At 43.1% G+C, this 12,068-nt stretch carries 11 protein-coding genes; 4 read left to right on the forward strand and 7 right to left on the reverse strand.

What is annotated here, in order from left to right:
• Positions 1-690: 690 nt before the first annotated feature.
• Together AC1P5O_RS14945 and tyrS are read right to left on the reverse strand one after the other, a co-directional pair.
• Positions 691-984 (reverse strand): hypothetical protein, encoded by a 294-nt coding sequence (locus AC1P5O_RS14945; protein ID WP_086044249.1) that lies wholly within the window; start codon positions 982-984, stop codon positions 691-693.
• A 529-nt stretch (positions 985-1,513) separates the two neighbouring features.
• Positions 1,514-2,728 carry a tyrosine--tRNA ligase gene (gene tyrS, locus AC1P5O_RS14950; protein ID WP_005252995.1) on the reverse strand — a complete coding sequence of 405 codons (1,215 nt, stop codon included), beginning with the start codon at positions 2,726-2,728 and terminating at the stop codon, positions 1,514-1,516.
• Positions 2,729-2,808: 80 nt separating this feature from the next.
• Between tyrS and AC1P5O_RS14955 the strand changes: the two genes are divergently transcribed.
• Positions 2,809-3,936: an anhydro-N-acetylmuramic acid kinase gene (locus AC1P5O_RS14955; protein WP_086044250.1), complete on the forward strand. Its 1,128-nt coding sequence runs from the start codon at positions 2,809-2,811 to the stop codon at positions 3,934-3,936.
• 111 nt (positions 3,937-4,047) lie between these two features.
• On the opposite strand, the gene AC1P5O_RS14960 is transcribed toward AC1P5O_RS14955, so the two are convergent.
• The 4 genes from AC1P5O_RS14960 to AC1P5O_RS14975 all read right to left on the reverse strand — a co-directional run bounded on the left by AC1P5O_RS14960 (position 4,048) and on the right by AC1P5O_RS14975 (position 8,217).
• Entirely contained in the window at positions 4,048-5,340 is a 1,293-nt protein-coding gene (locus AC1P5O_RS14960; RefSeq protein ID WP_004281900.1) for a lytic murein transglycosylase, read from the reverse strand.
• Between the two features lie 680 nt (positions 5,341-6,020).
• The gene (locus AC1P5O_RS14965) at positions 6,021-7,142 is read right to left on the reverse strand and encodes a 5-(carboxyamino)imidazole ribonucleotide synthase (protein WP_005094872.1); all 1,122 of its coding nucleotides are present in this window, start codon (positions 7,140-7,142) and stop codon (positions 6,021-6,023) included.
• A 15-nt stretch (positions 7,143-7,157) separates the two neighbouring features.
• Positions 7,158-7,670: a 5-(carboxyamino)imidazole ribonucleotide mutase gene (purE, locus tag AC1P5O_RS14970; RefSeq protein ID WP_005094870.1), complete on the reverse strand. Its 513-nt coding sequence runs from the start codon at positions 7,668-7,670 to the stop codon at positions 7,158-7,160.
• 199 nt (positions 7,671-7,869) lie between these two features.
• Positions 7,870-8,217 (reverse strand): DMT family protein, encoded by a 348-nt coding sequence (locus AC1P5O_RS14975; protein ID WP_004281907.1) that lies wholly within the window; start codon positions 8,215-8,217, stop codon positions 7,870-7,872.
• On the opposite strand from AC1P5O_RS14975, the gene AC1P5O_RS14980 reads away from it, so the two are divergent.
• The 3 genes from AC1P5O_RS14980 to AC1P5O_RS14990 all read left to right on the forward strand — a co-directional run bounded on the left by AC1P5O_RS14980 (position 8,216) and on the right by AC1P5O_RS14990 (position 11,259).
• The gene (locus tag AC1P5O_RS14980; protein WP_016806943.1) at positions 8,216-8,392 is read left to right on the forward strand and encodes a hypothetical protein; all 177 of its coding nucleotides are present in this window, start codon (positions 8,216-8,218) and stop codon (positions 8,390-8,392) included. The genes AC1P5O_RS14975 and AC1P5O_RS14980 overlap by 2 nt on opposite strands.
• Before the next feature lie 61 nt (positions 8,393-8,453).
• Entirely contained in the window at positions 8,454-9,818 is a 1,365-nt protein-coding gene (mpl, locus tag AC1P5O_RS14985) for a UDP-N-acetylmuramate:L-alanyl-gamma-D-glutamyl-meso-diaminopimelate ligase (protein WP_004281908.1), read from the forward strand.
• Between the two features lie 367 nt (positions 9,819-10,185).
• Entirely contained in the window at positions 10,186-11,259 is a 1,074-nt protein-coding gene (locus tag AC1P5O_RS14990) for a zinc-dependent alcohol dehydrogenase family protein (RefSeq protein WP_499006267.1), read from the forward strand.
• Between the two features lie 62 nt (positions 11,260-11,321).
• Here the strand turns inward: AC1P5O_RS14990 and AC1P5O_RS14995 are convergent, their stop codons facing one another.
• Positions 11,322-11,795, reverse strand: a complete 474-nt coding sequence (locus AC1P5O_RS14995; RefSeq protein ID WP_004281912.1) for a BLUF domain-containing protein — start codon at positions 11,793-11,795, stop codon at positions 11,322-11,324.
• Between the last annotated feature and the right edge of the window lie 273 nt (positions 11,796-12,068).

Here is a 12,068-nt window from a genome sequence, read left to right on the forward strand (position 1 = left end):
TTTTCTGACAAATATTTCTCAAATAAACTTCGAGTAATTTCTACCATCAATCAATGAAAATAATTTCGATCAATCAACCAGTAAAAATCCACACAAGTTGTTCTTCATAATCTCTTAATGATCTTTCTAACACCTCGTCAGTGCTAGAAGCTGGACTTCGATAAACTCAACAACTCCGCCATTCTGCTTCGTTCGTTTCCGTCTATCTCGTCGGTATGGGTGCATTCTAGAGGATTTCAGAATCATTGCAACCCCCAATTCACTATATTTTTCACGTATGTCTTTTTTTTCTACAAAAATTACTAAAAAATCGCTTTTTTATCTAATTTTTAAGCGTTTTTATGCAATAAACCCACTAAACACTTCATTTTATTTTTATAACTGAAAATTCATTTAGACCTAAAAACTATCACAATAATATTTAAAAAAGTATTTTTAGCCTTTTGATATTGAAATCTTGTCTTTTATTTAAATTAGCTCGTCAAAAGAAAACCAAAATTCCCCTACCTTGCCCAACAAACCGATCTAAATCCTAGACTCCTTAATTTGTGAGTTATTTTTTACGTAAAAAGCTTTTATAAAAGCCTATTCTTGGGCTGCTATATAAAAGAAGTATTCATTTTTAGTTTTCGAATCCCAAAACCATGCGTAGATCACTTATATATAGAAGATAAAGTCTGTTATTTTGCATTAAGCGACTTTTTCCTGCTGTTGCTGTCCACGCCAATGTTGCATGACCTCTACAATCATGTCTTTCTTACCCTGATAATCCTCGGCAATAAAGAATAATTTCGCGCGTCGCGGTAACTGCTCTTCAATCAGGGAAAATAAAAAGTAATGCGCGGCCAGATCAAGCTGCATAAATAAAGTATAGACAGATCCATAGAGTTGCTGTTTTTGTTCGACCGGCTGGTATTCAAATAAGAACCGTAATATGCAATCGATCTGTTCATCAAAAATATCTTCTGTTGGAAAGCGATACATTCAATCACCTCTGCTTTAATTTTTTATGTTTTGCACTTTTCTTTTGGAGTCAATTGAAATGAACTCACCCTTAGAGGTCATTCACCTAAGTTCAATTTACTGGTTAATTTTAAGTTTGATGGCTCAACGAGAAAAGCAGGCATGCAGATTTATATCTTGATTACGCAATAATAAAGAAAAAAGGAAGAGATCTCTCCCAAAATCTCCTCCTTAGAATTGAATCTTTACCCGATCCATTATGTCATTATTATAGTTATTCGCTTTAAAGCTTTTAAAAAGAGCCTCTTGGAAAAGAGACTTTCTCAGTTGTGGAGTACTATTATTTTTACTACCCTCTAGATGCTCTAAACGAATTCTCTAGATGAATAAATCCTATACATAATAAAGATGAAAAGCAAGTGATTTGGGAAAAATTAACTATTGTTTTCATAGGGTTTTTTTTGACTTTACTTATTTGATTTTTAAATATAGAACATCAATAAAAAAAGCAGACCGAAGCCTGCTTTTATTTCAATAACTTATCCGCTCTTTAGTCAACAAAAGTGACTTTAGCAATTGCTTTTTTGCTGGCCTGAACAATCAAAGTCACGTTCTCTTTCACAGAATACGTCGTATCTACAGTCTGCCAATCCACTTTTACTGCGCCACGGCCTAATGCATCCTTGGCTTGGGCTGCATTTTTGGTTAAGCCTGCCTCACGTAAAATCGAGGTAATAAAGATTTCACCACCAAACTCGCCACGTGAAATGGTCACTTCTGGCGTACCTTCGGGTAATTCACCTTCAGTAATGATATTACCCGCGCCTTTGTGGGCATTGGCAGCCGCTTCTGCACCATGGAAACGCTCGACCAGCTCCAGCGCAAGAATCTTTTTGACTTCTTGTGGATTACGGCCTTCAGCCACTTCTTTTAATAACTGTTGAATTTCTTCAATGGTTTTGAAGCTCAGCAGATCAAAATAACGCTCAATCAATGCATCCGGCATTGAGAGCACTTTTTGGTACATCGCGCCCGGTGCATCAAATACACCAATATAGTTACCTAAAGACTTAGACATCTTGTTGACGCCATCTAAACCTTCAAGAATTGGCACTGTGATACATACTTGTGCTTCTTGATTATAACGACCTTGTAAGGTACGACCCATCAACAGGTTAAAGGTCTGATCTGTACCACCCAGTTCTACGTCTGCTTCCAGCGCAACAGAGTCATAGCCTTGTACCAATGGGTACAAAAATTCATGAATCGCGATCGGCTGCTGGTTGTTATAACGTTTGGTGAAATCATCACGCTCCAACATACGCGCAACCGTTTGCTGTGATGCCAATTGAATTAAATCAGCCGCAGTTTTTTGCGCAAACCATTCCGAGTTAAACACCACTTTGGTTTTGTCGGGATCAAGAATTTTAAATACTTGTTCTTGATATGTTTTAGCGTTCTCTAAAACCTGTTCACGTGACAATGGTGGACGTGTTGCGCTCTTACCAGTTGGGTCACCGATCATCGCAGTATAGTCACCGATCAGAAACAACACTTCATGACCCAAATCTTGGAATACTTTTAACTTATTAATGAGAACCGTGTGGCCCAAGTGCAAATCAGGCGCAGTCGGATCAAAACCCGCTTTAATTTTTAATGGGCGATTCTGTTTTAATTTCTTGAGAAGGTCTTCTTCAGAAATAATTTCGTGGGTGCCTCGTTGAATGAGGGCAAGTTGTTCTTCAGCCGGCAGGAAATTTGACATCACAAAATCCAATACATCAGTTACTCAATTTGTGCGATATACTAACACTTTTTCAGCATATTGCAGGCTTAAGAATAACCATGACAGCGATCTATATTGGGGTAATGACCGGCACGAGCATGGATGGTGTCGATATTGTTGCTGCTTCTTTTGATCCACTCCAGCTTCATGCCACACTCACTTTGGCATTTGATCCCGACCTTCGGGATGAGCTGATGGCACTGACCTTGCCAGATGACAATGAAATTGACCGTATGGGCAAGGCTGATGTTGCACTGGCACAAATGATTGGTCATGGTATTAATGCGCTGATTGAAAAAAATAACCTGGATAAATCCAGAATCAAGGCGATTGGCTCGCATGGCCAGACCATCCGGCATCGTCCTGAACATGGTTTTACCCTACAAATTGGTGACCCGAACATCATTACTGAAATTACTCAGATTCCGGTGATTTCAGATTTCCGTCGTCGTGATCTGGCGGCAGGTGGTCAGGGAGCACCTTTAGTTCCAGCATTTCATCAGGATATTTTCCAGCATGACAGCATTCACCGGGTAATTTTAAATCTGGGTGGCATTGCCAATGTCAGCCTGCTGCCTGCCGGGAAGCCTGAAGATGTTTATGGTTTTGATACCGGACCGGCCAATATCTTGATGGATGCTTGGTGTTCCCGTTATACCGGTCAGCCTTTTGATGAAAATGGCAACTGGGCAGCCTATGGCACCCCGATTCGCAGTTTGCTTGATCGCTTGCAGTCACACGCATTCTTCTCCAAAGAACCTCCGAAAAGTACCGGTCGTGAAGATTTCAACCTGGAATGGCTGGATGAACAGATTGCTGACTGGCGCAATGACCTGCAATACGATGAACTGGAAGATACTCCAGAAAATGTACAGGCGACTTTATTAAAGCTCACTACCCGTGCCATTAAAAAAGCAATTTACCGCTCTGGCATGGATACCGGACAGGTTTTTGTTTGCGGTGGCGGTGCCTATAACTCACATTTACTGGAGCAGTTGCGCTGGCGCCTGCGCAAACATGAATGGAGCGTACAGACTACCGCCGATCTGGGCCTCAGTCCCACCTGGGTGGAAGCTACTGCCTTTGCCTGGCTGGCCATGCGTTTTATGAATCAACTGAATGGTAACCTGCCTGCAGTCACTGGTGCCGCTGGCTATCGCGTCCTTGGCACCATTACTGCTGTTTAAATTCAGCGAATTACTATTATCTTGCATGACTCTATAGCTACATAACTACTCAAAAACAGTCATCAAAAAAGGTCTGCATGAATGCAGACCTTTTTTCGTTTTCAATATTCTTTATTGCATCATGCGTTTGGCATTTTCATTTCTAAAGGCCCGCAAAATCTGCTGACCAGCACGACCTGTTGGACTCAAGCCCAAACGCTGCTGTTCCTGACGAATCGCTTGACGGGTTTTATCTCCAATCAGACCATCCACCGCACCAATATCATAGCCACGGTTTAACAGAAATTGCTGGATCTCACGACGTTCTGCACGCGAAGTTCCCGGATCATCAGTAGGCCATGTGGTCATAAATGAGCCTTTACCTTGCAGGCGATCGGATAAATGCGCAATCGCCAAGGCATAACTTTCTGCCGCGTTATAGCTATAAATGGCATCAAAGTTTTTAAAGACCAAAAATACTGGACCACTCGGGCCTGCAGGTGTAAGCAATCCGGCCTGAGAAGATTGCGATAAATTTCCTTGAACCAATGCCGAACCATCGGCACGAACCACCCCTTGATTGATCCAGCTACTCAAGGATTTTTTATTTCTTCGGCCTTCACCGGAAACCGACATGCCTTGCGGAATCTTGACTTCAAAGCCCCAAGGTTGCCCGCTCTGCCAGCCACGCTTGCTTAAAAAGTTGGCGGTCGATGCCAGTGCATCAGGAATGCTCGAAACCAGATCACGTCGGCCATCACCATCAAAATCAACTGCAAGTTCATCATAAGTCGATGGCATAAACTGGGTATGACCAAATGCGCCTGCCCAGGAACCCTTTAATTGTTCTTCACGCACATCGCCACGCTGTAACAGTTTCATTGTGGTAAAAAACTCACCACGAAAATAACTCTGGCGACGACCTTCACAGCTCAAAGTTCCTAAAGCCTGTAATAAAGGATATTTCCCCGAAATATCACCAAAATTACTTTCGACACCCCATACCGCAACTACCGTTTCTGCAGGTACACCATAGGTAGCAGCAACACGATTGAGCACCTCACGATGTTGCTGTAGTTTTTGCCGGCCGAGCTGAACCCGTTCTTCATCCACCAAACCAGATAGATAATCCCAAATCGGGGTAGAAAATTCAGGCTGGTAATTCAGGCGTTCAATCACTGAATAATCCGGGTTTAAGTTCTGGGTATAACGATCATAGGTACTGCCGCTTACACCTCTAGCAACAGCTTGACTGCGCAAATTAGCGAGACAGTTTTGAAAATTATTTTGGGAGGCATAATTCGGGATATTTGAACTAGAGGTCAAATCAGTCGGCGTGACACGTTGACCATTAATAATAAGTTCAGCCTGTGCCTGTGAAGCAGCCAAGACCACAGAACCAATAAAAAGTGCAAGCCGTTGCATAAGACCCTTGAATATTTAGATTTTGAATTATGCTTCTACCTTAGCAGCTCATGATGAAAATTAAAGCGCCAATGCGTAAATTTAAATTCATAATTCCTACACTTTTAAATTCATTTTGTAATCTTTAAATTTAAACACGAGTTATCCACAAGCTTGTTTTAAATTCAAATCAGCAGGATTTTTGAATTTAAAAAATTACTGGGGATAACTTGTTTCAGGAAAAGCGAGTCACGATCATCAACATGCTCTAATTACACTAGTTTTCATTTTAAATTCATTTGAATAATGGGCTAATATTTTTAAATTCAGAAACTTTGAATTCATTTATCCAGTTTTAAATTTGAATTCATATTTTTGAATTTAAAAGCGCAAGTTTAAATTCAAAGCCCGATTTAAATTTGAATTTGTTTTTATGAATTTAAATTCAAAACCACTTTCCAGTTTTAAATTCAAACTTTGATTTCAGGCTTATCTACAAGTGAATATGGCAAAATTCAGCTGTAAAAAAGGTTTTATTGAATTGTTATATTTATACTCAATTGATCAGTTTGTAAGCAATTGATTTAAAAACTGATCCGACCAATGGCAGGCATTTTTAAAGAGGCGTAATCATGCCTGAAAGCAGACAAATAAAAAAGCGATCACCGAAGTGATCGCTTTTTTTATCAGCAAGTTAAAGCCTAGATGGTCATATCTTCGCTCAATGCCAATGGATTCGGTAAAATTTTCGCCAGTTGGCGGCAAAGCACAGACAATTGCGCGCTGTCATTTGGCATCAAGGTGATATGACCAATCTTACGGCCTTCGCGCTCTGACTTATTGTAAAGATGCAAATGTGCACCTTCCAGAGCAAGTACATCTGCAGATTTCGGATGCTGACCAATGATGTTCACCAAGACAGTTGGGCGGATCACTTCAGTTGAACCTAAAGGTAAACCTGCCACGGCACGCACATGGTTTTCAAACTGCGAACATACTGCACCTTCAATCGACCAGTGACCCGAGTTATGCACACGTGGTGCCATCTCGTTGGCATATAGGCCATTGTCTGTCACAAACAACTCAAGGGTCAGCACACCGACATAGTTCAGATGATTCAGCAGGCGAGTGATGTATTCTTGTGCTACCGGCTGCAAGTCAGTACTGTCCGGTGCTGGCACAATCGAGTGCGACAGAATGCCGTCATGATGATGATTTTCCGCCAATGGCCAGGTTTTAACATCACCATCTTGGCCGCGTACTGCAATGATTGAAACTTCACGCGAGAAGGTGACAAAGCTTTCTGCAATCAGCTCACCTGCAGGGCCCAATTCTGCCCAGGCCTGATCCATCTGATCGGTCGAACGTAAAACGAATTGGCCTTTACCATCATAACCGCCACGCGAGGTTTTCAGTACGATCGGCAAGCCCAGTTCAGCTACAGCAGCCTCTAAGCTTTCCAGTGAAGTGACCGCTTTGTACGGTGCAACCGGAATAGCCAGTTCATCAAACAAGGCTTTTTCAGACAGACGATGCTGGGCAATCGCCAAAGCCTGACGCGGCGGATGCAGTTGCTTGCTTTGCGTCAGTACATCAACATCTGTAAGTGGCGTATTTTCAAACTCAAGGCTAAATACATCTGCACTATTAATAAAGTCTTGCAGACCATTTTCAGCCTGGCTCGAAATCACCGGACCCAAAGCAGCAGAAGGACAGTCTGTGCTGGCTTCAAAAAATGTACATTGAATATTTAATGGAAGTGCCGCTTGCGCCATCATACGACCCAGCTGACCGCCACCAAAAATACCGATGGTTTTATCCATAATCTGTGTCTCGACTTAAGCTTGGCCTGGAATATTGTTACTTGCCACTTTATCTGTTTGCGCTGCACGGAAATCTGCAACATTTTTTGCGATTTCTGGACGGGTCAAACCCAGAATTTGCGCGGCCATAATGGCAGCATTGGTGGCACCGGCAGGACCGATGGCCAAGGTACCCACCGCAATACCGGCTGGCATTTGCACAATAGACAGCAATGAATCAACACCGTTTAAAATCGAAGATTTCACCGGTACACCCAAAACTGGAAGATCAGTTTTCGCTGCACACATACCCGGTAAATGCGCTGCGCCACCTGCACCGGCAATAATTACATGAATACCACGATCACGCGCTTGCTCGGCATATTCAAACAGGCGGTCTGGGGTACGGTGTGCAGAAACAACTTCGGCTTCAAATGGGACACCAAGCTGCTTGAGCATATTGGCAGTGTGTTCGAGAGTTGCCCAATCTGATTGAGAACCCATGATAATACCTACGAGAGGAGTATCTTGTGCAGCAGCCGCATTCATTGCAAATTTTCCAGAGATTAAAGTGAGATAAAGATAAATCTCGACGAGAGAGCCAAGCTTGAATAGGAGTGCGTATTATAGACTGAAAATTCAGCTTCATAAAATTTAACGGTCAAAGCAAGGCTCGATTTTTCTTGTTTTTTTATCGAATTTTCAAAAACTGTAATAAAAATAGGGGAGTATCTGCAGTTACAACTATTTAAGAACTGCGGAATACAAAATAGACACATCCACACAGACATAAAGCAGCCCAGAGATAATCCAGTTTAAAGGGCTGTTTAAACATAAAAATCATAAAAGGAACAAAGACTAGTAAGGTCACGACTTCCTGGGTGATTTTCATTTGACCGACTGCCAGGCCTTGCTGCGCCAGTAATTTGGTCGCTGGAATCATCAGACTATATTCAAACAGGGCAATGGCCCAGCTGAACAAAATCGCTTGCCAGAGCGGTGCATCATGCGGCAAAAATTTTAAATGCCCATACCAGGCCAGGGTCATAAAACAGTTGGCAATTACCAGAAGAAATAAAGCCGGCAGCATTTGCATGCACTCTGCAAAAAAGTCGAACTTATTTTACGGTTTATTTGGCGAAAAGATATTGCATCGCTTTGAAATTTTCTTTGAATTTATCCGTGAAACAGGATTTAAAAAATCCCACAACAAGGCCAGAATTTTCACTATCTTTTCAGCTAAAGCCTTGCTATCGTTGCTTGCAAATTGAATAAATCATGACAACAGCACCAATATAAAGTGATGGGTCAGACAGGAACGGAGTAAAGTAGATGCATCTGCATATTTTGGGTATTTGTGGCACCTTTATGGGCTCGTTAGCGCTACTTGCACGCGATCTGGGCCACCAGGTAACAGGTTCAGACCTGAATGTGTATCCACCCATGTCGACCCAACTTGAAAATGCGGGCATCACTTTAATGCAGGGTTATGACCGCAGTCATTTACAGCCTCATCCGGATCTGGTGATCGTCGGCAATGCCATGAAGCGTGGTATTGATGCAGTCGAATATATGCTGAATGCAGGTCTGCCTTATATTTCAGGTCCGCAGTTCCTGGCTGATCATGTTCTGCAAGGTAAACACGTGCTGGGTGTCGCCGGAACACATGGTAAAACCACGACCACCACGATGCTGGCTTGGGTACTGGATCAAGCCGGTCTGGAGCCAGGTTTTCTGATTGGCGGTGTGCCATTGGGCTTTTCGGAAAGTGCGCGTCTCGGTGGTGGGAAATATTTCTGTGTCGAAGCCGATGAATACGATTCTGCTTTCTTCGACAAGCGTTCCAAGTTCGTGCATTACCATCCAAAAACCGCAATTTTAAATAACCTGGAATTTGACCATGCCGATATCTTCGATGATCTAGCCGCAATTCAAAAGCAGTTCCATCATCTAGTTCGTACCATTCCAAGTGAAGGCCGGATTATCGCGCCGATTACTGAAAGCAATATTGATGAAGTGCTGGAGCAGGGCTGCTGGACACCTGTAGTACGCACCAGTCTGGATGCCAATGAAAAAGCTAAGCTGTATGCAGAACAATTGTCAGCAGATGGTTCACATTTCAAAGTGCTGCAACAGGGCGTGGTCAAAGGCGAAGTACAATGGAATATGACTGGACAGCATTCGGTGGCCAATGCCTTGGCCACGATTGCTGCCGCTGAACATGTCGGCGTATCGATTGAAACTGCCTGTGAAGCACTATCGAATTTTGGTGGGGTGAAACGCCGTATGGAACTGTTAGGCACAGTCCGTGGTATCGAGGTTTATGATGATTTCGCCCATCATCCGACGGCGATTGATACGACCTTAGAAGGTGCGCGCAAACGTCTAGGGGAACGCAAACTCTGGGCAATTATTGAACCACGTTCCAATACCATGCGCATGGGCAGTCATAAAGATGGCTTGGCTCATTCAGCACGTCTGGCCGATGAAGTGATCTGGTATCAACCGGAAGGACTGGACTGGGATCTGCAACCGGTCATTGAGGCTGCGCCAAACAAGGCCAAAGTTGCACGCACACTGGATGACATCATTCAGACCGTGGTAGCAGAGGCAGGCGAGGGCGATGCCGTAGTAATTATGTCGAATGGTGGTTTTGGTGGTTTGCATCAGAAGCTGATTACTGTTTTACAAGCATAAAACAGATTTAAGTGAAGTGAAGAAGCCCGCCTAGCGGGCTTTTTTTAGCATATTAAAACGTTGATTGAGAAAAAGTGAACCGTTGTTCTGATCCTGCAATCCTATGATTTAAATATTGCCCCAAATAGCAGATTTATCTCTGAACCCTCCCTGATGATCTTTTGTTGCAATCTGTACACAAGACTCATTGCAGCGCCATATCACTCAAGGCACAATCGAGAAGAACACAGGTATCTATAGGCCTGAAAGCCAGATCATAAATCAGCCCATCGCTGTCACTATATAAAAGCAATCGAGGCGTTCATTATTCTCGCTGAGTCAGGTCATTCTCATTCCTCATTCCATTAGGAGATGTGTCATGACAACGATGAAAGCGATGGTCTATTACGGCGCAAATGATATCCGCTTTGAAGACCGCCCAGTTCCCACCATTTTGCATCCCAGCGATGCCATCATTAAACTGGAAAAAGTTACCATCTGCGGTACCGACTTGGGTATCTGGAAAGGTAAAAACCCGGAAATTGAGCAGGAGGCTACGCGTAAAGAGGGCAGCTTTAAGGGACGTATTTTAGGTCACGAAGGTATTGGCATTGTGGAAGAAGTTGGTTCCGCCGTGCAAAACTTTAAAAAGGGCGACCGGGTGATTATTTCCTGTGTCAGCCGCTGCGGAACCTGTGAAAACTGCCAGAAACAGCTCTATGCCCATTGTCGCAATGAAGGCGGCTGGATCATGGGTTATATGATTGATGGCACCCATGCCGAATATGTACGCACGCCCTTTGCCGATACCTCACTCTATCATTTACCCGATGGCCTGAATCAAGATGTGGCCGTATTCCTCTCAGATATCCTGCCAACTTCACATGAAATTGGGGTGCAATATGGCGATGTCAAACCAGGCGACAATGTCGCGATTGTCGGGGCAGGGCCAATCGGCATGAGTTGTCTGCTCACCGCACAGTTTTATTCACCCGCCAATATTATTATGGTGGATATGGATGATAATCGGCTGGAATTTGCCAAGACTGTCGGCGCGACGCATATCATCAACTCTGCCAAAGAAGATGCCATTCAAAAGATTCTAGAGATTACCGATGGACGCGGGGTCAACTGTGCCATTGAAGCAGTGGGGGTGGAGCCTACCTGGAATATTTGCCAGCATGTCGTGAAGGAGGGCGGGCATATTGCCAACGTCGGCGTACATGGTAAACCGGTGAGTTTTGAACTGAACAAACTCTGGATTAAAAACCTGACCATCACCACCGGCCTGGTGAATGCCAATACCACAGGGATGTTGCTGAAAACCTGCTGTTCCGGCAAATTGCCCCTAGAAAAACTGGCGACCCATCATTTTAAATTTTCCGATTTTGAAAAAGCCTATGATGTCTTTAAACATGCCTCTGATGAAAAGGCCTTAAAAGTCATGATTGACATGACCTAATCCACATCAGACAAAAAAGTCCGCCATGCGGACTTTTTTATTTTCAGCTTTGATCCATCAGATCAAAAATAGGGGACATAACCACGCTGCTTATAACCTTTTGGCGATGCCAAACTGGCCTGATTTTCTTCCAGGCGATACAGTACTTTGAGGAATTCGGCAATTCCTGACTGCTGTAAGGCATGCGGATCAAATTGCTTCAAACCTAAACGTGAAAATAAAGAAGAAATTTCACTGTGTTTATGCACATATTTCATTGACCATTCCGAGAAATGGGAATGCTCTACCATCGCATCTGCAAAACGCAAGATATTGTGATGGCGGGGATCCCGACAAATGCTCTGAAATAAACTTTCCACTACTTCAGCCTGACCTTCAAGGCACTGGAAAAATTTGCCATGGGAATAATACAACACCCCATGAATCTGATGCTGAAGATTGAACTTCCGGGCAGTGGCCAAAATATCACTCAAATCTTGTAACAACTCTTGTTCAGATTCTATGCGTTCACTGGCATAGCAAAGCTGTAGCATCATGCCATCTCACTAGAGGGAAGAATTAAAACCACAATTTAATCAATAATTTTAAATTAAGTCGACCATTTTTTAAGCAAATATCCGTTTTTGCTTACACGGTTTTCAGTTTGCATTTCTGGACTAAACTTTTAACAATAGTGCCTAAATTATTAGGGCCTGTTGACATTTTCTGTTCAAAAAAATAGCGAGAAAGTAAAATTTAATCGCCAAACCAAATTTACTTCTCGCTATGCCTCGTACAATGCTGAATGATCAACACTGGTCTAAGTTACT

It is taken from the genome of Prolinoborus fasciculus (assembly GCF_056724605.1).

What these genes read in the sequence shown, in the direction of transcription:
- AC1P5O_RS14945 (WP_086044249.1), bottom strand. Translation starts at nt 984, where the DNA reads ATGTATCGCTTTCCAACAGAAGATATTTTTGATGAACAGATCGATTGC.
- tyrS (WP_005252995.1), bottom strand. Translation starts at nt 2,728, where the DNA reads ATGTCAAATTTCCTGCCGGCTGAAGAACAACTTGCCCTCATTCAACGA.
- AC1P5O_RS14955 (WP_086044250.1), top strand. Translation starts at nt 2,809, where the DNA reads ATGACAGCGATCTATATTGGGGTAATGACCGGCACGAGCATGGATGGT.
- AC1P5O_RS14960 (WP_004281900.1), bottom strand. Translation starts at nt 5,340, where the DNA reads ATGCAACGGCTTGCACTTTTTATTGGTTCTGTGGTCTTGGCTGCTTCA.
- AC1P5O_RS14965 (WP_005094872.1), bottom strand. Translation starts at nt 7,142, where the DNA reads ATGGATAAAACCATCGGTATTTTTGGTGGCGGTCAGCTGGGTCGTATG.
- purE (WP_005094870.1), bottom strand. Translation starts at nt 7,670, where the DNA reads ATGAATGCGGCTGCTGCACAAGATACTCCTCTCGTAGGTATTATCATG.
- AC1P5O_RS14980 (WP_016806943.1), top strand. Translation starts at nt 8,216, where the DNA reads ATGCACTCTGCAAAAAAGTCGAACTTATTTTACGGTTTATTTGGCGAA.
- AC1P5O_RS14975 (WP_004281907.1), bottom strand. Translation starts at nt 8,217, where the DNA reads ATGCAAATGCTGCCGGCTTTATTTCTTCTGGTAATTGCCAACTGTTTT.
- mpl (WP_004281908.1), top strand. Translation starts at nt 8,454, where the DNA reads ATGCATCTGCATATTTTGGGTATTTGTGGCACCTTTATGGGCTCGTTA.
- AC1P5O_RS14990 (WP_499006267.1), top strand. Translation starts at nt 10,186, where the DNA reads ATGAAAGCGATGGTCTATTACGGCGCAAATGATATCCGCTTTGAAGAC.
- AC1P5O_RS14995 (WP_004281912.1), bottom strand. Translation starts at nt 11,795, where the DNA reads ATGATGCTACAGCTTTGCTATGCCAGTGAACGCATAGAATCTGAACAA.